At 72.6% G+C, this 20,836-nt stretch carries 20 protein-coding genes; 7 read left to right on the forward strand and 13 right to left on the reverse strand.

All coding sequences use genetic code 11. From position 1 onward, the window contains the following. Positions 1-13: 13 nt before the first annotated feature. Positions 14-172 carry a hypothetical protein gene (locus tag ABZS58_RS13840; protein WP_354781112.1) on the forward strand — a complete coding sequence of 53 codons (159 nt, stop codon included), beginning with the start codon at positions 14-16 and terminating at the stop codon, positions 170-172. Here ABZS58_RS13840 and ABZS58_RS13845 read toward each other — a convergent pair. Together ABZS58_RS13845 and ABZS58_RS13850 are read right to left on the reverse strand one after the other, a co-directional pair. Beyond that, the gene (locus ABZS58_RS13845) at positions 130-822 is read right to left on the reverse strand and encodes a glycerophosphodiester phosphodiesterase (protein ID WP_354781114.1); all 693 of its coding nucleotides are present in this window, start codon (positions 820-822) and stop codon (positions 130-132) included. The genes ABZS58_RS13840 and ABZS58_RS13845 overlap by 43 nt on opposite strands. 131 nt (positions 823-953) lie before the next feature. Then, a complete protein-coding gene (locus tag ABZS58_RS13850; protein ID WP_354781116.1) occupies positions 954-1,127 on the reverse strand; it encodes a hypothetical protein in 174 nt (57 codons plus the stop codon). A 339-nt stretch (positions 1,128-1,466) separates the two neighbouring features. Between ABZS58_RS13850 and fxsT (ABZS58_RS13855) the strand changes: the two genes are divergently transcribed. From fxsT (ABZS58_RS13855) to ABZS58_RS13865, 3 genes are all read left to right on the forward strand, one after another. Beyond that, positions 1,467-4,346 (forward strand): FxSxx-COOH system tetratricopeptide repeat protein, encoded by a 2,880-nt coding sequence (fxsT, locus tag ABZS58_RS13855; RefSeq protein ID WP_354781118.1) that lies wholly within the window; start codon positions 1,467-1,469, stop codon positions 4,344-4,346. A 371-nt stretch (positions 4,347-4,717) separates the two neighbouring features. Continuing rightward, positions 4,718-5,905, forward strand: a complete 1,188-nt coding sequence (locus ABZS58_RS13860; protein ID WP_354781120.1) for an FxsB family cyclophane-forming radical SAM/SPASM peptide maturase — start codon at positions 4,718-4,720, stop codon at positions 5,903-5,905. Further along, the gene (locus ABZS58_RS13865; protein ID WP_354781122.1) at positions 5,902-7,413 is read left to right on the forward strand and encodes an HEXXH motif-containing putative peptide modification protein; all 1,512 of its coding nucleotides are present in this window, start codon (positions 5,902-5,904) and stop codon (positions 7,411-7,413) included. The genes ABZS58_RS13860 and ABZS58_RS13865 overlap by 4 nt, the downstream gene beginning before the upstream one ends. Positions 7,414-7,431: 18 nt before the next feature. Here the strand turns inward: ABZS58_RS13865 and fxsT (ABZS58_RS13870) are convergent, their stop codons facing one another. Beyond that, positions 7,432-10,641, reverse strand: coding sequence for an FxSxx-COOH system tetratricopeptide repeat protein (fxsT, locus tag ABZS58_RS13870; protein WP_354781124.1), 3,210 nt, complete (start codon positions 10,639-10,641; stop codon positions 7,432-7,434). A gap of 225 nt (positions 10,642-10,866) precedes the next feature. On the opposite strand from fxsT (ABZS58_RS13870), the gene ABZS58_RS13875 reads away from it, so the two are divergent. Both ABZS58_RS13875 and ABZS58_RS13880 read left to right on the forward strand, forming a co-directional pair. Then, positions 10,867-12,246, forward strand: coding sequence for an MFS transporter (locus ABZS58_RS13875; RefSeq protein ID WP_354781126.1), 1,380 nt, complete (start codon positions 10,867-10,869; stop codon positions 12,244-12,246). A gap of 88 nt (positions 12,247-12,334) precedes the next feature. Continuing rightward, entirely contained in the window at positions 12,335-12,679 is a 345-nt protein-coding gene (locus tag ABZS58_RS13880) for a hypothetical protein (RefSeq protein WP_354781128.1), read from the forward strand. A gap of 211 nt (positions 12,680-12,890) precedes the next feature. Here the strand turns inward: ABZS58_RS13880 and ABZS58_RS13885 are convergent, their stop codons facing one another. Genes ABZS58_RS13885 through ABZS58_RS13905 form a run of 5 tightly spaced genes read right to left on the reverse strand, consistent with a single transcriptional unit; the run spans position 12,891 to position 17,159 of the window. After that, positions 12,891-14,060 (reverse strand): hypothetical protein, encoded by a 1,170-nt coding sequence (locus tag ABZS58_RS13885; protein WP_354781130.1) that lies wholly within the window; start codon positions 14,058-14,060, stop codon positions 12,891-12,893. Continuing rightward, a complete protein-coding gene (locus ABZS58_RS13890) occupies positions 14,047-14,589 on the reverse strand; it encodes a SigE family RNA polymerase sigma factor (RefSeq protein WP_354781131.1) in 543 nt (180 codons plus the stop codon). Before ABZS58_RS13890 ends, ABZS58_RS13885 begins: the two co-directional genes overlap by 14 nt. Continuing rightward, positions 14,579-14,764: a hypothetical protein gene (locus tag ABZS58_RS13895; protein ID WP_354781133.1), complete on the reverse strand. Its 186-nt coding sequence runs from the start codon at positions 14,762-14,764 to the stop codon at positions 14,579-14,581. The genes ABZS58_RS13890 and ABZS58_RS13895 overlap by 11 nt, the downstream gene beginning before the upstream one ends. Before the next feature lie 8 nt (positions 14,765-14,772). Further along, the gene (locus ABZS58_RS13900; protein ID WP_354781135.1) at positions 14,773-15,459 is read right to left on the reverse strand and encodes an ElyC/SanA/YdcF family protein; all 687 of its coding nucleotides are present in this window, start codon (positions 15,457-15,459) and stop codon (positions 14,773-14,775) included. A gap of 32 nt (positions 15,460-15,491) precedes the next feature. Further along, entirely contained in the window at positions 15,492-17,159 is a 1,668-nt protein-coding gene (locus ABZS58_RS13905) for an HD domain-containing protein (protein ID WP_354781137.1), read from the reverse strand. Positions 17,160-17,387: 228 nt separating this feature from the next. Between ABZS58_RS13905 and ABZS58_RS13910 the strand changes: the two genes are divergently transcribed. Continuing rightward, positions 17,388-17,894: a YcxB family protein gene (locus tag ABZS58_RS13910; RefSeq protein WP_354781139.1), complete on the forward strand. Its 507-nt coding sequence runs from the start codon at positions 17,388-17,390 to the stop codon at positions 17,892-17,894. A gap of 13 nt (positions 17,895-17,907) precedes the next feature. Here the strand turns inward: ABZS58_RS13910 and ABZS58_RS13915 are convergent, their stop codons facing one another. The 5 genes from ABZS58_RS13915 to ABZS58_RS13935 are packed head-to-tail and all read right to left on the reverse strand — an operon-like array spanning position 17,908 to position 20,831. Continuing rightward, entirely contained in the window at positions 17,908-18,930 is a 1,023-nt protein-coding gene (locus tag ABZS58_RS13915) for a hypothetical protein (RefSeq protein WP_354781141.1), read from the reverse strand. Positions 18,931-18,971: 41 nt separating this feature from the next. Beyond that, entirely contained in the window at positions 18,972-19,661 is a 690-nt protein-coding gene (locus tag ABZS58_RS13920; protein WP_354781143.1) for a phosphotransferase, read from the reverse strand. A gap of 30 nt (positions 19,662-19,691) precedes the next feature. Continuing rightward, positions 19,692-19,976, reverse strand: coding sequence for a hypothetical protein (locus ABZS58_RS13925; protein ID WP_354781145.1), 285 nt, complete (start codon positions 19,974-19,976; stop codon positions 19,692-19,694). Continuing rightward, on the reverse strand, positions 19,977-20,129 hold the full coding sequence (locus tag ABZS58_RS13930; RefSeq protein WP_354781147.1) for a hypothetical protein: 153 nt from the start codon (positions 20,127-20,129) through the stop codon (positions 19,977-19,979). Positions 20,130-20,171: 42 nt separating this feature from the next. Next, entirely contained in the window at positions 20,172-20,831 is a 660-nt protein-coding gene (locus ABZS58_RS13935; RefSeq protein WP_354781149.1) for an MOSC domain-containing protein, read from the reverse strand. Between the last annotated feature and the right edge of the window lie 5 nt (positions 20,832-20,836).

A 20,836-nucleotide genomic window follows, 5' to 3' on the forward strand; every position in this document is an offset into this window, starting at 1 on the left:
ATGAGGAGGCCGGATGCCGCACTCGCCGGCGCTGCGGACGGCGGGCCGGATCCATTGTGAAGCTTCCGGCGGCCGGCCGATGCGCGAATGGGTCCGCATCCCTTCGCCGGACCTGCCGCTCGTCCTGGCCTACGTCGTGGAGGCCCGCACGTTCGTCGCCGGGTCGTCCTGAGGCCGCTCGGCGAGACGCCGCAGCATCGGCAGGTTCTTGCTGATGACTCCGGACACGCCCAGCGACGTCGCTTTCGCGAGCGCCTCCTCCGTGTCCACCGACCACACCATCACGAGGTCGGTGTGCCGGTGCAGCTCCTCGACGAGCTGCGGGGTGAGCAGGCTGAGCCGGATCGACAGGCCGTCCACCCGCCGCCGCCGGACCAGCACCCGCGTCCGCGCCAGCTCGCGCTGGTTGCCGGCCGAGTAGATCCGCCGGATGTGCGGCTGGTCCTCGAACGCGTCGAGCATCCGCCACTGCCTGGAGCACACCGCCACCGGCGCCCCGGGCGCCGCCTCCCGCAACGCGGCCGCCGTCAACGGCGCCACCCCCAGGAACGGCCCCTTGAGGTCGAGCATCAGCCGCGCGTCCCCGGCCGCCGCGGCGAGGACCTCGGCCAGCAGCGGCACGGTCACGTCCCGGCGCCGGGTCACGTCCCGCCACGGCTCCCAGAGCACGTGCCGGCCGACCGCCTTGGCGTGCCGCATCTCCAGCGCACCCCGGTAGAGGTGCACGTCGGCCTCGACCAGGTCGACGCGCGCGTCGAGCGCCCCGCGCAGGTCCGCCAGATTGTTGCCCGCCCGGTGTGCGACCAGGACCATCCCCGCCATCGCGCCACGATAGCGCGGCGGTCACCCCCGGGTCAGTGGGACTCGTCCGAACAGCAGATGGCCGCAAGCCGCACACTGCGGGCCCGGCTCGACGATCCGTGAGCCGGGCCCGCGGTGGTGCGGTCGCGTCGTTACCTGTCGGGGCTGCCGGGGCGGCGGCGCAGCGTCCGGATCAGCCGCCGGGCCGCCAGGCGCCGCGACGGGCTGCGCGACCACAGCCCGACGCCGACTGCGGCGACGACGGCGGCGGCCTCGGCGAACTGGGCCAGCGCGAACAGCGTGAGCGGATCGGTCAGACGGGACATGACGGCTCCTCAGGGGGTGTCCGATCGGGTGTGTCCACAAGCCTGAATTGCGCGTAAGTCAAGTGAAAGACCTGCGGATCTAAACCAACATGTTCTTGACTGGCCCGATTCGCCGGTCGAAGGTCAAGCGTTTACGACCATGCGGCGTCAATTGACGGCGCCGGATGATCAAACGATCGGACGGACGGGTGCCCTCACCCGTCCGCGTGTTCTCCATCTGAATTTGCCAAGTGGTGTACAAATTTGGCTCGCCGCGGCCATTGTGGACGCGGCGCGTTACGTGAAACCCTTGCCTTTGACAAAATTTGACGAGGCCGCCTGAGGTCGGAGCGTATCGACGTGGCTATTGCACTGCCGGGTCTCGACAAGGTGCCCGAAGGCCCATTGCGCGACTTCGTCTCGGCCGTGCACGCAATCTACGATGCCGCCGGACAGCCCGCCGCGAGGGTGATCGCCAAGGCGACCGTCGATCTGCCGACACATGAATTCCAGTCCGTCTCGCACGAGACGGTGAGCGCGACATTGCGCGCCGGCACGGTGCCCGCCTGGGAGAAGATCCGGTCGATGCTGCACGTGATGACGGCGATGGCGCCGTTCGAATACGACCTCACGGCGCTCGAGCAGGACATGATCGCGCTGTGGCGGCTGGCCCGGCACGTGCTGCAGGACACGCCGCAGGCCCCTGTCATCCCGGTCCAGCCGCAGCCGAATCTGACACCGCCGCCACCCGCGGCGCCCCAGGTCGACGTCACGCTGCTCGCCGGTGTGCGCCCGCCGGCGGCGCCCGGGTTCGTCGGCCGGGGCGCGCTCATCGAGTGGATGGGCGACGCGCTCGCCGGCGGCACCGACGTCCGGCTGGTGCTCTACGGTCCGGTCGGCACGGGCAAGACGCAGGCCGTCCTGCAATACCTGGAGCGGCACGCCGACGCCGACCACCCGGTGTGGTGGGTGCCGTCCACCACCGTCGAGGCCGCCCGGGCGTCGCTGGTCGAGCTGGCGGCGGTCCTCGGCGTCGAGGCGCATCACCGTGTCGAGCGGACCGTGCGGCTGCTGCTGGACCGGCTCGAGACGCAAGGGTTCCCCTACCTGATGGTCTTCGACGGCCTCGACGGCCAGGACCTGCTGCGGATGGTCCCCAACGGCGGGCACGTCATCATCACCACGTGCGATCCGGTCATCGGCCGCGACGTGTCGAGCGTCGGCGTCGAGGTCGCCGACCTCGACCATGCCGAGGCGGAGGAGCTCCTGCGCCGGCACGAGCCCGGCGTGGTCCCCGAGCGGATCCAGGGGGTCCTGGACACGTACGGGCGGACACCCCTGGCCCTGCGGCAGACGGTGGCCTGGTGGCAGGCGGCCCGGACGCCGTTCGACGTGTCCGACGGCGTCAATCCGGCCGACCGGCTGACCATCGTCGCGGCGGACGGGTACGGGCGCAGCGCGTCAAGAGCGCTGCTGTTCGCCCTGGACCGGCTCGAGGCCGCGAGCCGCCCGGCGCTGCGGCTGCTGGAGACGCTCTCCTGTTTCGCGCCCGTGCCGGTCTCCAAGCACCTGCTCGGCCGGGGGATGGGCGCGAAGGTGGACCCGGCGCTGGCCGAGGCGCTGCGCGGTGAGGTCGCGCTGACCAAGGCGATCGCCGAGCTCTGCCGGCACGGCCTGGCCCGCCTCGCCGACGACGGCCGGCGCGTCGAGGTGATGCCGCTGGCCCGGCTGGTCGCGTTCCGCGCGTTGAGCGGCGAGGAGGCCGGCCGGGCCCGGGGCCACGCGCACGCGCTGCTGGCCGCCGCGGACCCCGGCTGGCCCGACGAGCAGGCCGAGTCGGCGGAGCTGTACTGGGAGATCGCCGCGCACGTGGAGGCGGCCGGGCTGGTCTCGGCACGCACCAGCGAGGCCCGCGAGGTGGTTTACCACCAGATCCGCTTCCGGTATCTGCACGGCGATCACGCCGCGGCCTGTCATCTCGGCGAGCGGGCGTATCTGACGTGGCGGGCCGGCAACGACCCGGCGCAGGACGACCACCTGGTGCTGCGGACCTCGCAGGAATGGGCGAACGCGCTGCGGGCGGCCGGCAGGTACGAGAAGGCGGGCGAGCTCACCCGCGCGGCGATGAGCCAGCTGCGGGTCGACCCGCTGTACGGCGAGCAGCACCGGTACACCCTCGCCATGGCCGCCAGCCGGGCCGCCGACCTGCGGATCTCCGGGGACTACCGGCAGGCGCGCGAGTTCGACGAGGAGACCCTCGAGCGGTGCGAGGCCGGGTTCGGCGACGATCACCCGCGCACCACGATGAGCCGGCACAACCTCGCGGTCAGCCTCCGGCTCAACGGCGATTTCGCCGCTGCCGAGCAGTTGGACCGCAGCGCGCTGCGCCAGCACCGGGACACCTTCGGCGACGGCAACTGGCGGACCCTGCTGTCGGTGAACGCCCTCGCCGAGGACCTCAACGGGCAGGGCCGCTACCAGGACGTGCTCGACGAGGTGGAGCCCATGGTGTCCCGCGTCGAGCCGCCGCCCAGGACCCGGATGTACCGGGGGCTGCTGCTGGCCAGGCGGGCCCTGGCCCTGGCCCGGCGCGGGACCGGCCGGCTGGTCGAGGCGCTGGACCTGCTGGAGCTCTCCCATGCCGAGTGCGCCGAGCTGTTCGGTGAGCGGCACGAATACACCCTCGCCGTGCGGATGAGCCACGCGAACACGCTGCACATGCTCGGCCGGACCGACGAGGCCGCGAACGAGGCGACCCTGGCGCACGCCAGCTACCGGGAGCTGTTCGGCGGCCGCAACCCGCTCACCGTGGCGGCCGAGATCAACCTCGCCAACATGCTGCGGGCCCGCGGCGAGCACGCGCGGGCGATGCGCATCGATGTCGCCAGCAGCGAGTCGCTCAAGGACAAGGTCCGGCGCGAGCACCCGTTCTCCGTGGCGGCGGCGGTCAACCTGGCCTCCGACTACGCCCGCATCGGGCACCCGGAGCGGCTCGCGGCGTCCCGGCGGGCGTTCGACCTCGCGAAGCGGGTGCATCATCAGCCGGACCACCCGGCCCGGATCGCGGCCGAGGCTAATCTGACTATCGACAGCGCCGCCGTGAGCGGGCCGGCCGCGTCAGGCATGCGCCAACAGGTGTTGCTCCGGTTGGGCGGCCTCTACGGCCCGGATCACCCGATCGCGGTGACCGTCGCGCGGGGCGACAGGATCGACTGTGTGCTGGAGCCACCGCTGCCGTAGGCAGTTGACAAGTCTTGTCAAATTCTGGGCACCCGATTTTCTCCAAGATCCACTCGTTCGGAGACTGCTTGCGTTGGATCTCAACAATGAGGTCCGTCCGGCCTCTTTTCAGATGTTGTTCTACGGGGGTAGACAATGCCGGAGACATCTCGCTTCAGCCGTGGAGGACGACCCGTGGGTGGCGCTTCTGGATCGCTCGCGAGTGACGGGCCGCAGGATCCTGGCCTCGTCGATGTCACGAACGTCCCGCTGGTCACACTGTTGGCAGCACAACCCGATTCGCCGGTGGTCCGGTCCATCCGGCGACTGCAGGCAAGTCTTGAGGATCCGAACGGAGTGCTGTCGGCCTTCAGCTCGTTCATCGACACACCATGACCTCGGCCGCCTGGCCGTACGACGATCTCGACGTGGCCGCCCTGCTCGCCGGAGGCTGGCGGCCCACGCCGTTCCACGAGGTGATCGTCAAGGTCCACCAGCGGTGCAATCTCGCGTGTTCGTACTGCTACGTGTACACCCACGCCGACCAGACGTGGCGGGACCGGCCGGCCGTCATGCCCGCCGAGGTGTTCACCGCGACGGCGCAGAGCCTGGGCCGGCACGTGCGCGCCCATGATCTGCGCCAGGTCCGGGTCGTCCTGCACGGCGGGGAGCCCATGCTGCTGGGCGCCGCGCGCCTCGGCCGGCTCGCCGCGGAGCTGCGCGCCGCGGTCCCCGCGCCGTGCGAGGTGCGCGTCGGGCTACAGACCAACGGCGTCCTGCTGGGCGAGGCCGCACTGCGTGAGCTGCGGCGGCACGACATCACCGTCGCGGTGAGCGTCGACGGCGTCGCCGAGGACCACGACCGGCACCGCGTCACCCACGCCGGCAGGGGCACGTTCGGCGCGGTCAGCAGGGCCCTGGCACTGCTCGCCCGCCCCGAGTTCCGGGGCGGCTTCGGCGGCCTGCTGTGCACCGTCGCGCCGGACACGGACCCGGTCGCGTGCTACCAGCGGCTGCGGGCGTTCGACCCGCCGGCGATCGACTTCCTGCTCCCCCACGCCAACTGGGGCGCACCACCGGACCCGGGCGCCGGGGCGTGGCTGGTCGGCGCGTTCGACGCCTGGTACGACGACCCGGACCCGGTGCCGGTCCGGCTCTTCGAGAGCGTCGTCGACCTGACCCTCGGCGGCGCGTCGCGCTCCGAGCAGATCGGTCTGAGCCCCGCGGCCCTCGTCGTGATCGAGTCCGACGGCGCGATCGAGCAGATCGACGCGCTGAAGTCCGCGTACCCGGGGGCGTGCGCCACGGGACTGCACGTGGAGCGCGACGAGCTCGATGCCGCGCTGGCGCATCCCGGCGTCGTGGCCCGGCAGCTCGGCCTGGCCGCGCTCGGCGAGGAGTGCACCGCCTGCCCCGTCCGCCTCGTCTGCGGCGGCGGCCACTACGCCCACCGCTACCGGCCGGGCACCGGCTTCCGCAACCCGTCCGTGTACTGCGCGGACCTGCGGCTGTTCATCGCGCACGTGCGCGGCCGGGTCCTCGCCGACGCCCGGGCCCTGGTCGGGGCGGTGCACCGGTGAGCACCCATGACCGGCCGCCCACCGGGTATCACCGGCTCCCCTCTGCGCTGCTCGGTGACCTGGCCGAGAGCACCGGCGGGCCGGCCGCGTCCAGCGCGCTCGCGCGGGCGCAGTTGAGCAAGCACCTGCTGCGGATCGCGTCGCTGCTCCGGCAGTGGCCGGGGGCCGACGGCGAACGCGACCGGCTCGTCGCCGCGATCGAGTCGGCGCGGGCCACCGATCCTGCCGCCGCCGCCCGGGTACTGGGTGCGCCGCTGGTCGGCGCCTGGGTCGCGATCGCGTGCCGGGCCGCGGGCCAGGGGCTCGCCGACCCTGCCGACGTCGCGCACCTGGGTGCGGTCGCCGCCGTCGCGTGCGCGGCCGCCGGCGTCGACGCCGAGGTCGAGGTCCCCGTCCGCGCCGGCACGGTGGCCCTGCCGGGACTCGGCGTGCTGACGGTCGGCGCGGCCGAAACCGCCCGGGTGCGGACCACCGGCGGCACCATCACCGTCGACGCCGGCCACGGCCCCGTCACGGTCCCGACCGGCGCCACGGGTCCGACCGGCGCCACAGGTCCGACCGGCGCCACAGGTCCGACCGGCGCCACAGGTCCGGCCAACCCGACCATCACCGACGGCTCGACCATCACCGATGGCCCGGCCACCGCGGACGGCCCAGCCATCGCGACCAACCCGACCGGCCCGACCAACCCGACCGGCGCGGACGGCGGCGGCGGGCCGGACCGCGGGATCGGCGACGTCCGGGTGGACTGGCAGCCTGTCCGCTTCCTGCGGGCCGAGGCCGGCGGGATCGGTATCGAGCTGGCGCTCGACGACGTCGACCCGTATCGGCACGGGTATCACGCGCCGCCGGCGCCGAGGCTGTCCGAGGCGGAGTTCGCGGCGTGGCAAGAGCTGTTCGGACGGGCGTGGCGGCTGCTCGCCGAGCGCGTCCCGGGCCGGGCCGCCGAGATCGCCGCCGGGCTGCGGGCGCTCGTGCCGTTGCAGGCCGACGGCCGCTCGTCCCGCAGCGCGACCATCCGGCACGTGTTCGGCGTGTTCGGGCTGACCAGGCCGGCCACCGCGGAGGACTTCGCCGTCACGCTCGTGCACGAGTATCAGCACTCGAAGCTCAGCGCGCTGCTCGACGTCACCCCGCTGAGCGAGCCCGACGACGACCGGCGGTACTTCGCGCCGTGGCGGACCGACCCGCGCCCGCTCGGCGGCCTGCTCCAAGGGGTGTACGCGTTCGCGGGCGTCGCCGACACGTGGCGGGCGCTGCGCGGCGCGGCCGGCGTCAGCGACGCGGCCGAGCAGGAGTTCGCGGATGCCCGGCTCCAGGTCGACCGGAGCCTGGCGAGCGTGGAGTCCTCGGGGTCGCTGACCCCGGCCGGCGAGGTGTTCGTCGGGCACCTGCGCCAGTTCGCCGACTCGCTGCTCACCGTGCCGGTCGACGACGAGGTGGCGCGGCGGGCCGAGCAGCGGCAGGTGGAGCTCCACCGCCGCTGGCTCGCCGCGAACAGCAACTGAGCGCGGGGCCCGGCCCGCTCAGGTGGGCGGCGCCTCGATGTCGCCTTCGAGGCGCTCGCCCCGCTCGGCGGCCACGACCTCGGGATGTCCGTCGCCGAGGGCGTCGCGCAGGCCGGCGAGCGAGGCCCGCAGCAGCGTCTCCGCCTCATCGACCGCGCCCGTCGCCTGCAGATCGTGCGCGAGGTTGATCGCCCGGGCCAGCAGGTAGGGATGTTCGGCGCCGTTGCGGACCTCGTGCGTGCCGCCGGAGACGGACCGGCTGCGTTCCAGCATCTCCTTCGACAGCGCCAGGGCCTCGGCGTGCTCGCCCCGCAGCGCGTGGTCGGTGGCCAGCGACGTACCGGCGCAGAGGGTGTACGGGTGGCTGTCCCCGAGCACCCCGCTGAGGCCCTCGTAGGCCTGGGCGTCCAGTGTCATGGCGCCCGCGTGATCGCTGGCGAGCCGCCGTGCGACGGCCTCGTTGACGAGCGCGACCAGCGTCAGCGGGTGACCTTCCACGAACGAGTCCCGGTAGCGTCGCACCGCCTCGGTGATCTGCGTGAGCGCGCCGTCCGTGTCGCCCAGCTGGCGCAGCGCGTTGCCGTAGCTGCACAGCGCGGCGACGGTGTATTCGTGGTTGGACCCGAATGTCTGCTCCGTCTGCTCCAGATTCTCGCCCAGCACGTCGGCCGCCTCGCGCAGCTGCCCGTCCTTGCGCAGCATGATGCCGTAGGTCCGCCCGGACAGCAGCACCAGACGGTGGCGGGGGCTGCGCTGGTCCAGCAGCGAGCCGCGCCAGCCGTCGAGCACGGCGATCCCCCGCTTGTACGCCCCCAGCCCGTAGTAGTCGCGGGCGATGTTCATGTACGCCTCGAGCGCGCCGAAGCTGGTGTCGAGCTGCTCGCGGCCTTCCCAGTAGTCCACGATCGCCCGGTCCAGGTTCTCCGCCTCGGCGAAGTCACCGACCATCCGGTAGGCGACCGCCAGGTTCGACTGGGCTCGCAGGACATACGGGTCGGCGCGCTGGAACTCGCCGCGGCCGAGCGCGGCCTGGTGCCGGTCGAGCGACGCCAGGGCGAACTCGAGCGAGGGCGCGTAGTCGGCACGGATCCGCAGCGCCTGGCCCACCTGGTTCTCCTGCACGAGGGTCGACTTCGCGGTCTCCCCGAGATGCAGCTTCATCTGCTCGTACGTTTCGTTGGTCAGCTGGTCGGCGTCGTCGCTCAGGCCCTGTGCCCGCATGGCGTTGGCGGCATGGGCGCGGGCCTGCAGGGTGAGCTCGCCGTTGGGGCCGACCTTCGGGTCCTCCTGGCTGCCGCGCCAGTGCTTGACGGCGTCCTCGGCGATGCGGCGGCTGTTCTCGTAGTCGCCCATCTTGTACAGGTACCGGACGTGGTCGACGACCGCCTTCCACACTTCGAAGCGGCCGGAGTGGATCATGTCGGCGGACTCCAGGTGCGGCCCGATCTCCCGCTGGCGGTCGAGGTCGGCGCGGCCGTCGTTCTCGTCCGGGTCGCCGGGATTGGCCCGGGCCAGCAGGTTCTGCGCGCTGGTCAGGGTCTCCTCGGCCCGCTGCTCGTCGAGCGCGTCGCGCAGCACGCCCTGCACGAGCCGGTGGACCTGCAGGCGCTGCGCGTTGTCGATCTTGACCAGGCCGTACTGGTTGAGGTCGCGCACCGCGAGGTTGATCTTGATCGGGTCGCCGAGCAGGCCGCGCAGCGGTTGCACCACGTCTGCGTCCCGCCCGTACCGCAGCAGCGACACCGGCACCGGCTCGCCGCCGAGGAACGCGAAGAGCTCCAGCAGCTGCGCGGTGGCCGGGTGCTCGTTGCGGAGCTTCTCGATCGCCAGGGTCACGAACGCGACGACCGAGGCCGGGTAGCCGGCCGGCTTGCCCTCCGACAGCAGCTCCTTCTGGTGCTGCTCCAGCAGGTCGATGTACTGGGCGATCGGCATCTTCGTGAGCAGGTGCCACGCCGCCGCCTGCTCCAGCGCCAGCGGCAGGTCGCCGAGGCGGTCGGCGAGCCGGTCGGCGTCGGCGGTGCTGATGGCGTTGCGGGTGCGGCGGCGGAGCAGGTCGATGCTCTCGTGCCGCTCGAAGACGTCCACCTCGATCGACACGCCGACGGCCGCCCACTCCCGGTTACGGGTGGTCACCACGACGTCCCCGCCGGTGGACGGCACATACTCGTCGATCGAGTCGAGGTCGTTGGCGTTGTCGTAGACCAGCAACCATTTCCGCGAGCCGGTGGCGAGCGCGTCGAGCACCAGCCGGACGGTCTGCTGCGTGTTGTCGCCCGGCCGGATCCCGAGCGGGTCGGCGAGCTGCTCCAGCGACGCGAGCACGCCCGACGCCGCGTCGGCCGGCACCCACCAGACCAGGTCGTATTCGTCCAGGTGCCGGTACACGTACTCCAGCACCAGCTGGGTCTTGCCGACACCACCCATGCCGTGCACGGCGTGTGGCAGCACGGCCGCCTTGATGCCCGAGGCGAGCGTCTGCGCCAGCCGGTCGAGCAGCTCCGTGCGGCCGGTGAAGTTCTGGTTCTGCAGCGGCAGGTTGCCCCGCAGCGGCCCCGCGCCACCGGCACGGCGCCGCGGGACGGCGGGCCCGTCCTCCACGTCGCCGAGCCGCATCGCGTCGAACTCCGCCTCCGTCACACCGAGGCCGCCGGCGACGTTGGCCGCCCAGCGCCGCAGCGCGCTGGCCATGTTGCCGTCCACGAGACGGGCGAGGCGGGTGACGAACGCGAGCAGGGGCGGCGCGCCACCGCCGGGCACCGGCTGGATCTCCATGATCCGGACCACGGCCGGCCAGTCGGTCCAGATGGCGAGATTCTGCAGCTCGGGCACCGTCGAGAGCTCACCCAGCGCCCCGAACACCGGCGGGGTGCCGACCGCGCCCAGGATCCGGCACAGGTCGTGGCGGTCGGGCTCCGACAGCAGCAGCACGCCCCTGAGCTCGTCGGCCATGGCCGACGCCCGCAGCGCCGGCTCGACCGGATGACTGTCGGCGACGATGCGGGTGAAAGCCACCACGCCGCCGCTGAGCAGGTCCAGTGAATGGACCAACGACAATAGATCTTTGCGTGCGTCGGAAGTCCGCCGGGTCGTGTACTTACGGCGCAGCGCTACCGCCGTCTCATCCACGATGGTGTCGCGCACATTAGCGTCCGACAAGGCGTTGACCTGCAACAACACTGCAACCAAGGCGTCAAGCGGCTGTTCCGCCGTCGCGGCTTCCGACACGGGTACTCATTTCCCACGCGATCTGAACGTCAGCCTCGAATAGTAACGGATTTCCCCGCCCGGCAGACCCGTCCGTTCGGTGGTTCCACTCCTTTGGCATAGATCCCTTTTGCGCTTCGTGCATGAACCGGCGGCACGGACGCGCACAGACCACCAATCACGTGGCACATCCGGCAGACGCCTGAACTGGACCTCCAGCCCGGTTAAGGTCCTACGATCTTCCGCATGGCCGCTATTCACGGGGATCGCAGGACGTTCTACCAGCTTCTGATCAATACGCTGCTGGTGTCGGTGGTCAACTTCACGGTCTGGTTCGCGATCACGTTCTACGTGTATCTGGAGACCAGGTCCGTGTTCGCCACCGGGGTGGTGTCCGGGATCTTCCTGGTGATGACGGCGCTGACCGGGATCTGGTTCGGCAGCCTCGTGGACCATCACTCGAAGACCACGATCATGCAGGTGTCGGCGGTCGCGTCGTTCCTGCTCTACGCGGCGGCGTTCGGGATCTACCAGACGGTGCCGCGGGACGAGTTCAAGGACCCGGCGAGCGTGCCGCTGTGGACGCTGATCGTGCTGCTGATGCTCGGCGTCATCGCCGGCAACATCCGCACGATCGCGCTGCCGACGATGGTGACGGCGCTCATCGAGGAGAGCGACCGGGACCGGGCCAACGGGCTCGTCGGCACGACGTCCGGGGTGTCGTTCCTGGTCACGTCGGTGATCAGCGGCATCCTGGTGGCGCTCGGCGGCATGTTCTGGGTGCTCGTCGGGGCATTGGGCGTCCTGACCGCGGCGGTGGTGCACCTGTCGTTCCTGCGGGCCGTGCCGCCGGCGGCGCAGCCCGAACCGGAACCCGGCGGGGAGGCGCCGAAGCGCAGCGTCGACCTGCGCGGCACCATGCGCGTCGTCAGCCAGGTGCCCGGCCTCACCGCGCTCATCCTGTTCTCCACGTTCAACAACTTCCTCGGCGGCGTCTACATGGCCCTCATGGACGCGTACGGCCTGTCGCTCGTCTCCGTGCAGACGTGGGGCCTGCTGTGGGGCGCGCTGAGCGCCGGGCTCATCGTCGGCGGGCTGTGCGTCGCGCGGACCGGCCTCGGCAGCAACCCGGTCCGGCTGCTGCTGCTCGTCAACGTCGTGCTGTGGACGGTGACCGTGCTGTTCCCGGCCCGGTCGTCGATCATCCTGCTCGGCGGCGGCATGCTCATCTACATGGTCCTCGTCCCGTACGCGGAGGCCGCCGAGCAGACGATCCTGCAGAAGGTGGTCCCGTACGAGCGGCAGGGGCGCGTGTTCGGCTTCGCCCAGAGCGTCGAGCAGGCCGCGTCGCCGCTGACCGCGTTCCTGATCGCGCCGATCGCCCAGTTCGTGTTCATCCCGCTGATGACCGACGGCGCCGGCGCCCGGGCGATCGGCGGCTGGTTCGGCACCGGCGCCGAACGCGGCCTCGCGCTCGTGTTCGTCCTCACCGGGGTCATCGGCCTGGTCGCCAGCCTGTTCGCGTTGCGCAGCGGCCCGTACCGCCGCCTCAGCCACCACTTCATGACCACCCCCGCCACACCGAAGATCGAGGAGGTCGAGGAAAAGGTCGGCGAGCCGTCCTGAGGCGCGCCGATCGGACTGGCGTTCGTACACGTGTACGAATAACGTTGGGGCCGATCGGTCGTTGGTCCTTGGGAAGGGTGGTTCTCCGATGCCTCGCAACGACCTCTCCGACGTCGTCCGCATGCTGTTGCGGCGGCCCGCGCCAGGTGACGGTTTCGCCGTGCGCCTCGACTGGGCGGGCTACGGCCCGGTCCTCGTCTGCCACGACCTCACCCAGTTCACCCCCGACCTGGACCGCGCCGTCCGGCGGGCGCGCAGCACGGAGCGGTATTGGTCACGCGGCCCGCTGCAGCCCCTGGCCATCACCGTCGTCCCGATCGGCCACGCGACGTACCGCGTCCACCCACGGGAATGCGCGTCGACGGCCTGCCCGACGACCGCCCCGCTGCTCGGCGTCGGCCCCGCCGGACTGGACCTGACCCGCAAGCCCTGACCCGAAGGTCCTGACCCGTGAGCCCCTGACGAGCGTCCGGCACGATGTGGGCGTGATCGGCACCGGTGCGCTGGTCCACCCGCACCATTACCACCACGCGGCGCAGCAGGTCCGCCGGGCCGCCGGGCCGCCGGGCCGCCGGGCCGCCGGGCCGCCGGGGATCGCAGACGGCCCGGCGGTGCCGGATCAAGGCCCTGGTCAGCAGGGCCGGTCAGCAGTGCCAGATCAGGAGGTGGCGGTCGGTGGTGGCGGTGGCGCCGGTGATCGTGGTGCCGTCGTCGCTGATCGACGCGGCGACGGCGCCCGGGCCCTTCGGGGGCAGTTGGAGGCCCGGTGGGAGCGGCAGGCGTTCGACGGTGCCGTCGGGGGCGATCCTGGTCGGCTGGTTGTAGTCGCCGCCGGTGGTGATCGCCCAGCCGGTCGGGGTGCCGTCGGTGATGTCGTCCGGGGCGCCCGTCAGCACGGTCACGGTGCCGGCCGTGAGGTCCCAGCGCAGCGCCGAGTTGCGGTCGGCGCCGACGACGCGGGCGAGGCCGTAGGCGTGGCCGCCGCGCATCGCGGTCGCGATCGTGAGGTCGTGGCCGGGCGGCACGGGCAGCAGCGCCGGGGTGCCGTCCGGGGACCAGCGGGTCGCCGCGCCACGGACGTTGCCGACCGCGGTGCCGTCGTCGCCGATGCCGGCCGCCTGCGACCCGCTGGTGCCGGGCTCGCCGTACCCGGCGGGCACGGCGAGCGCACGCACGGTGCCCGGCCGGTCCGCCGGCCAGACGACGGGGACGCTGTCGTCGTTGGCTTCGCCCATCGCGTAGCCGGCGACGTCGCCGCGGGCGTTCACGGCGGTCGGGACCGTGTACGCGTACCCGGTCAGCTTCGCCAGCGGCGTCTTCGTCCCGTCGCGGTAGGTCCACGCGAGCATGTGGCTGGCCTCGTCGACCTCGTCGTAGCCGACGACGGTCCCGGCGGCGTTGACGGCGACGACCTGGCCGGTCGCACTGGTGTAGGGCGTGAAGGCGCCGTCGGCGAGCCGGGCCGCGGTGCCGCCGGCCGTCGCGACGATCAGGCGCCCCGCGGGATCGACGACGGGGATCCCGGTCGGCACGCCGACGTCGACCGTGTCGACGGTGCACGCCGCGAACGGTGCCCCCTGCGGCTGCTGCCCGGTCGGCGCGCCACCGGACCCGCCCGGCGACGGCGTGACGCCGAGCGCGTAGGCGGTGCCGCCGGCGAGGGCCAGCGCGGCCGCCGCCCCGGCGAGGGTCGTGCCGCGGCGGGCCGCCTGGCGGCGCCCGGTGGCGATGGCCAGGCCGATGTCGGCGGTCGTCGGCGGCACCTCGACGGCCAGCATCAGGTCACGGAGTCGCTCGTCCTCAGACATGTCCACGCGTTCCAATCGTCTCTGGGTGGTCCGGGAGCATGGCCCGCAGCGCGGCGAGCCCCCTGGAGGTCTGGCTCTTGACGGTGCCGACGGAGCAGCCGAGGATCTCGGCGACCTCCTCGACGGGCCGGTCGAGCAGGAACCGCAGCACCAGCACGGCCCGTTGCCTCGGTGGCAGCTTCCGCAGTGCGGCGACGACGACACCGCGGTCGTCGATCGTGGTGTACGGCTCGGCGGCACCCTCGGCACCGGCGCCGGCCGACGCGTCGTCGCCGGGCGGGAGCAGCCACACCCGCGACCACAGCCGGCGCTTCTCGTCGATGTAGGTGCGCACCAGCATCCGGTGCACGTACGCGTCGACGTTGTCGGCGCGGCTCGCCCGCTTCCAGCTGCGGTACAGCTTCGTGATGGTGACCTGCACGACGTCGTCGGCACGGTCCTTGTCACCGCCGCACAGCAGGTATGCGGCGCGGTGGAGCGCTGGCAGCCGCGCCGCCACGTAGGTCGTGTAGTCGGCTTCGCTGTCACTGCGCATCCGGGCTCCTCCCTGTCGCCTTCACCCGTCCGACGGGTCCCGGCACGGCGGAGGTTGAGAACATCCGAAGGATTTGTCGGCGCACGGCCCGGTCCAGCACGGCCCGGTCCAGCACGGCCCGGTCCAGCACGGCCCGGTCCAGCACGGCCCGGTCCAGCACGGCCCGGTCCAGCACGGCCCGGTTCAGTCGGCGCGCAGGGCGTCCTCGACGCCGGTTTCGTGGCGGCCGAGGTACACGGGGTCGCGGCCGGACACGACGTCGTAGACGACCTTGACCGAGGCCGGGTATTCGCGGCGGGCGTTGGCCTGCCAGACCTTCGTGTACTTGCTGACGCTGTCGTCGCCGACCCCGGCGGCGTCCAGGCCCAGGTGGCGGCACACCATGACGGCCCGGGGCAGGTGGAACGACTGCGTCACCACGGTCACCTTCGTGACGCCGAAGATGCGTTTCGCGCGGGCGCACGTGTCGTAGGTGTCGAAGCCCGCGTAGTCGCGCACGATCTTCGCGTCGGGCACGCCGTGGGCCATCAGCCAGGCCCGCATCGCGGTCGGCTCGTCGTATTCGTGGCGCATGTTGTCACCGGAGACGAGCAGGACCTTGACCTTGCCCGCGTCGAAGAGCCGCCTGGCCAGGTCGAGTCTGGCCTCGAGGAACGGTGACGGGGTGCCGTCGGCGTACACCTGCGCGCCGAAGACGAGCGCGACCGGCGCGACCGGGACGGCCTGCTCGGTGAACAGGTGACCGTCGGCGCCGCCGCGGACCCAGACGACGCTGCCTGCCAGGAGCAGCAGCACGCCGTGCACGCCGATCGTGGCGAGCACCGCCAGACGGCGGACGTACCGGTGCTGCCACCAACGCGGCTCGGTCATACCAGGAGCCTGACAGCCGCCGTCAACGTTGTTCAACGGGCCTCCGGCAGTCCTGCGCTGGCGCGCCAGTCGGCGATGCGGACCAGGGTCTCCAGGTATGCGAGGAGGAACGGGCCGTACCGGTCGCGCAGCCCGGTCGCGGTCCGGGTCCAGGTCTCCTGGATGCCGTCCTGGTCGACGGTCAGGGTGCCGGCCGGGTGGCCGTGCGTCGCCGGCACGGGCACCGCGTCGCCGGCCCCGACGTCGCCCGGTGGCGGGATCCGGACGCGGAGGTTGCCGTGGTGGGCGAGCACCAGGTAGCGGACCAGGTCCGGGTCGGCGATGCCGTCGAGGAGACCGCGGAGCGGGCCGTCGAGGAGCAGCAGCGAGCCGAGCTCGTGCCGGAACGCGACGTCGTCCCGGAAGCGCAGCGGCGCGTCGATGCCGGACTTCGCCCACGGCCGGCCCGCCGTGATCCAGGCGGGTTCGGGGTCGCCGGCGAGGGCGCACAGCGCGTCCTGCCAGGTCGGGTGGGCCTTGCCGAGGTCGTGGGCGTGGCCGGCGACGACGGCGGCGTGTGCGGCGCCGGGCGGCAGCGCGGGGCCGATGGCGGTGAGGAGCGCGCGGACCTGGTCACGCACGTCGGCGCTGTGCCGGTCGAGCGACAGCCATCCGGTCGGCTCCTGCTGCCGTGGTACGGGGTCCACGTCGGGCGCCGGCTCCACCGGGTCCGTGCCCGCCGGGTCGAAGCCGGTGCGCGGGTCACAGCCGCCGTCACGGGCCGCGACGAGGACCGTCTCGCCGGGGCGCAGCGGGGATCCGGCGAGCACCCGGGACCAGTCGCCCTCCGCGTGGTCGAACCACCAGACCGCGACCCGTTCCGCGAAGGCCCGCAGGTCACCGGACGGCACTAGGTGCCGCCACCGCTGCTCCGGGACGCGCACCTCGGCAGCCGGCCGGCCGTCCGGGCCGGCCGGGGTCCACCGGGCCCAGGCGACCTGCACGTCGAAGTCTCCGGTGTCACTGACATAGGGCGTCACGTCGACGTCGTCCGTGGTGTCGAACCAGGCCAGGAGGTCCTCCCGTTCGATGCCACGGACGTGCGGACGCATCACGATCGCGGGTCGCGGCGCGCCCGCCGTCGACACGCAGGTCAGCGCCAGCGGCTCGGCGGTCGGCCAGGAGCCGCCCGGCGCCGGTCGGGTGAACGCGACGACGCGGCGCAGCGTGGCGGTCGCCGCCGGCGACAGGCCGGGCTCGTCGACGATCCACTGCGCGCCGTTGGTGACGAGGGCGAAGTCGATCGGGTACATCGCCCGCGACAGGGCGTAGCCACGGTTCAGCGCCTTGCTCACCAGGGCGTCGGCGGCGCCGATCACGATCGCCGGCCGGTGCGGGTCGAGCCGCCAGCGGCGGTCCGCCTCACCGGCGCCGGCCATGACGGTGTGCACACCGACCCGGTCGGTCAGGTCCAGTGCGGCGAGCCAGCGCACGACGTCCCCGGCGACCGGTTCGACCCCGGCCCCGCGCGGCAGCGCGTAGATGAGGCGTCGGTGACCCTGGTCGTACCGTCGCCGCCAGAGCCAAACGAGCACGATCGATGTCCGTGGGACCCCGGCGGGCACTTCGACCTCGCCGGGCAGGCCTTCGCGGGCCAGCCGTCGCAGCGCCGGGTCGGGCTGGTGACCGGCCGCCCGCCGGAAGAAGTCGTCGAAGGTCATGCACAGAAACGTACGCGGCGTCCGGACAGAATCCTTTGCACGGGGCCGGTTTCCGGTGCTGCACTCTGCAACGTGCGTGCATCGTCATCGGCGGCCGGCGGGGGCCGGGCAGGTCAGGACCGCGGGACCGACGTCCGGCGCCGGTCGCTGCGCCCGCTGCCCGTCTGACCGTGGGCCGGCGCTCGTCACCGCCGCCGCGATCGGCTGCCGGCCGCGTACCATGCTGCGATGCAGATCGACATGTGGGTGCCGTACGACGAGGCTCAGCTGCGTCGCACGATCAAGGTGGTCCTCCGGCCGCAGCTCCGGCCGATCCGCATCCTCGGCGCGGTCTGCTCCGCACTGGGCCTGCTGCTGCTCATGATCGGCGGCCCGGTCGGCCTGGCCGCCGCGGCGGTCGTCGTGGGCCTGGTGTGCCTGACCCTCGTCGGGCCGATCACGGTGCGCGTCACGGTCGGCATGCAGCCGGCCCTCATCAAGGACGGGTTCCACCTGTCGCTCACCGACGAGTGGCTCGCCGTCGTGTACCCCTTGGCCGAGTCCCGGTACCGGTGGGCCGGCCTGGACCACGTCGCCGAGACGCCGGAGGCGTGGTACCTGCTGCTGGGCAAGGCGGCGTCGCTGTTCGTGCCGAAGGCGCCGATGACCGACGCGCAGCGGGCGGAGTTCACCGCGTTCCTCGCCGCGGACGCGGAGCGCCGGGCCGGCCGGGCGTCCCTCGGCCGGCCCGCGTGACCCGGGCCCTGCCTCAGCAGGGGCGGCCGTAGTCGTACGGGAGGGCCTGCAGGCGTTCGACGGGGATGTCGCCGAGGATGAGGTACTTCTCGGCGCCGTCGGGGACGATGTCGTCGGGGTCCATGAGCTTGAAGTACGGGTCGACGCCGCCGTTCGCTGCCATGTAGGGGCGCGGGTCCTCGGCGTAGGTGACGAGGGCGCCGGCCTTGTCGGTCAAGATGAGGCCGTACTCCTGCATGGCGCGGGCGATGGTGCGGGCGGCGGGGCTGCGCACGACGCTGATGTCGAAGGCCGGGTCGAGGCGGAAGCGCTGCCCCTCGCACGGGATGTCCGCGCCTTCGGTGTTGCCGTCGTTGCGGGTCGCCGGCCACGAGTCGCAGTCCTTGCGGGTGCGGACGGTGGCGATGTTGACCGCGTGGTCGATCCTGCCCCGGCGCAGCTCGTCGATGCGGATGGTGAACGCGCCCATCGGCAGGCCGGTCGCGGTCGCGCCGAGGGGGTTGGTGAAGATGCCGGGGTTGCGGGAGTAGTGCTCGATCTTCCCGCCCCAGCACGCCGACCAGTGCCCGGCCGCGTCCTGCTCGGCACGCCAGAAGTCCCAGTACGTGTCCGTCGACGGCTGATAGATGGTGACGGCGGCGTCGGTGCCCTTCGACACGATCAGGTCGGCGGGCGTCGGCACCGCTGCGAGGCTGCCGGCGATCACCGGTGCCAGGTGCGGCAGGTTCAGACAGTCGGAGAACGTCCACCGCTGCGTCGGCGTGTCCCGCGCGACGGTGAAGATCGGGGTGGAGTACTCGTCGGTGTTCACCGCCCAGGACCCGTAGTTGTTCACCTTGTCGAGGCGGATGTTCTCGACGATCGCGGCGGAGTTCGCGGCCAGCGGGACGTGCCGCGGCAGCTTCGTGTTCCACGGTCCCTGCCGGGAGAACCCGTTCGTGGGCCGCGCCTGATGTCCTCCGGAAGCATGCGCCGGCTGCGCCACGACCACGGCCGCCGGCACGAGGGCCAGCATCACCAGTACCCGAGTGAGCATGTCGCGCAGCGTAGGGCCGCGCCGCCCGAGCCTGGCCCATTTCATGCGGTGGTGCCGTCCGGACCTGGCGCATCTGCTGAAACTTCCACGCGCAGGCGGCGGCGGAGCCAGCCGAGCGCGCCGATGCCGAGGCGGAGCTTGGCGGCCGCGATCGCCTCCAGGCCCGGCGGCGGTGCCGCCAGTCCCCCGGCGAGCAGGAAGCCGGTGTGTGCCGCCAGGACCTCCGTGACCGCCACCGCGTCCTCCGGCACGAACGGCTCCGGGTCGAGCCCGTCCGCCGCCACGCTCGACAGGAACGCGACCAGATCCACGGTGGGCGAGCCGAGGCGGGCGTGCGGCCAGTCGACGAACACGACCCGGTCCGCCGTCAGCAGGATGTTGTGCGGATACAGGTCGCCGTGCACCAGCGAGCCGCCACGCGCCGCGGCGAGGCCGTCGCGCTCCAGCGCTTGGAGCCGCGTCAGGTCGCCGGCCGCCCACGGCGCGTGCCGCCGCAGCCCGGCCACGCTGTCATCGTCGATCCCCACCCACCCGCCGAGCCTCGGATGATCACTCGGAAGCCGCCCGCCCCGGCCGAGACCACCGACGCCCTCCACGACCCCGCCGGGACCACCGGCCGCCTCCACGACCCCGCCGAGACCACCGGCCGTCTCCGCGACCCCGCCGAGGGCACTGGCGGCCTCGACGACGCGGAGGATGTCACCGGGCGTCCAGGGCCGCCCCGGCGGCACACCGTCGACGTCCTCGAAGGCGAGGATGCACTAGTGGCCGTCGTCGTGCACGCCGAGCAGCCGAGGAGCGGGCACCGATCGCGGCAGGGCGGCGGCGACCCTCGCCTCGATCCGATACGCGCCGACCTCGTGCGGCCAGGCGTCGGCGTCGATCGCTTTGACGAACCGCCGGGCCCCGTCGGCGCGCGTGAGCCGCGACGCGAACCCTGGCGAGAACCCGTCGGGGCAACCGTCCGCACGGACGACCGGCCCGCCGACGAGCTCCTCGACGGCCACCCGCACCGCCGCCGGCAGATCGATCCACGACGGACGCATTCAGGTGCCCTTTCCGCTCAGCTCGACCAGTGCCTCCGACAGGGTGACCGGGTCGCAGTGGCCCACAGGGGTGCGGCGGATGTCCCGGGCCGGGCGGCGCTCCAGCTCGCCGTCCTCCCACGCCACCGGCTTGTCCACCGCTGAAAGTGCCATGCCCGGGACGCTACCGCCCGGGTACGACATTTCCCGGCCCGTCTACCGGCGCCGGGGCAGTCGCTCCTCGAGGGTCACGCGCAGGTCGTCGGGCAGCCCGTCGATCCCGATCAGCTCCGGCAGCAGCGAAGGCTCCGTCATGTACGCCCGGAACGCCTGCGCGATCGTCACCCCGTGCGCCGGACGATCCTGCACCGTGACCGGGTCGCCGGCCCACACCTCGCCCTCCTCGACCACGCGCAGGTAGGCGCCGGGACGCATCGACCTGGTGAACGTCTTCAGCCAGCGCGGCTCGCCCATCTTGTGCTGGAACGTGGAGCACGGGATCCGGCCGAACGTCGGCTGCAGCACCAGCCGCGGGCCGATGCGCCAGTGTTCGCCGATGACCGCGCCGTTGACGTCCAGGTCCTCGGTCGTCAGGTTCTCCCCGAAGAGACCGTTGGGCAGCCGGCGGCTCAGCCGCGCCTGCCACCAGTCGTAGTCCTCCCGCGCGTACGCGTACACGGCCTGGTCGTCGCCGCCGTGGTTGACGATGTCGTAGATCTGGTCGCCGACGAGGCCGGTGTGCAGCCCGGTCGTCTTCGGGCCCGGCGCCCGCACGGCCACCAGGTGGTCGACCGGCCGTTTGTTGATGCCGGTGAGGCCGCCCTTCGCCGGGTTCGGCTCCGGCACCGCCAGGTTGACCGAGAGAATCCTGCCCACCACGG

The organism is Dactylosporangium sp. NPDC005555, from assembly GCF_040605635.1.
GTDB lineage: Bacteria > Actinomycetota > Actinomycetes > Mycobacteriales > Micromonosporaceae > Dactylosporangium.

Coding starts and splice junctions, on each gene's coding strand:
- ABZS58_RS13840 (WP_354781112.1), top strand. CDS start 14: ATGCCGCACTCGCCGGCGCTGCGGACGGCGGGCCGGATCCATTGTGAA.
- ABZS58_RS13845 (WP_354781114.1), bottom strand. CDS start 822: ATGGCGGGGATGGTCCTGGTCGCACACCGGGCGGGCAACAATCTGGCG.
- ABZS58_RS13850 (WP_354781116.1), bottom strand. CDS start 1,127: ATGTCCCGTCTGACCGATCCGCTCACGCTGTTCGCGCTGGCCCAGTTC.
- ABZS58_RS13860 (WP_354781120.1), top strand. CDS start 4,718: ATGACCTCGGCCGCCTGGCCGTACGACGATCTCGACGTGGCCGCCCTG.
- ABZS58_RS13875 (WP_354781126.1), top strand. CDS start 10,867: ATGGCCGCTATTCACGGGGATCGCAGGACGTTCTACCAGCTTCTGATC.
- ABZS58_RS13880 (WP_354781128.1), top strand. CDS start 12,335: ATGCCTCGCAACGACCTCTCCGACGTCGTCCGCATGCTGTTGCGGCGG.
- ABZS58_RS13890 (WP_354781131.1), bottom strand. CDS start 14,589: ATGCGCAGTGACAGCGAAGCCGACTACACGACCTACGTGGCGGCGCGG.
- ABZS58_RS13900 (WP_354781135.1), bottom strand. CDS start 15,459: ATGACCGAGCCGCGTTGGTGGCAGCACCGGTACGTCCGCCGTCTGGCG.
- ABZS58_RS13905 (WP_354781137.1), bottom strand. CDS start 17,159: ATGACCTTCGACGACTTCTTCCGGCGGGCGGCCGGTCACCAGCCCGAC.
- ABZS58_RS13910 (WP_354781139.1), top strand. CDS start 17,388: ATGCAGATCGACATGTGGGTGCCGTACGACGAGGCTCAGCTGCGTCGC.
- ABZS58_RS13915 (WP_354781141.1), bottom strand. CDS start 18,930: ATGCTCACTCGGGTACTGGTGATGCTGGCCCTCGTGCCGGCGGCCGTG.
- ABZS58_RS13925 (WP_354781145.1), bottom strand. CDS start 19,976: ATGCGTCCGTCGTGGATCGATCTGCCGGCGGCGGTGCGGGTGGCCGTC.
- ABZS58_RS13930 (WP_354781147.1), bottom strand. CDS start 20,129: ATGGCACTTTCAGCGGTGGACAAGCCGGTGGCGTGGGAGGACGGCGAG.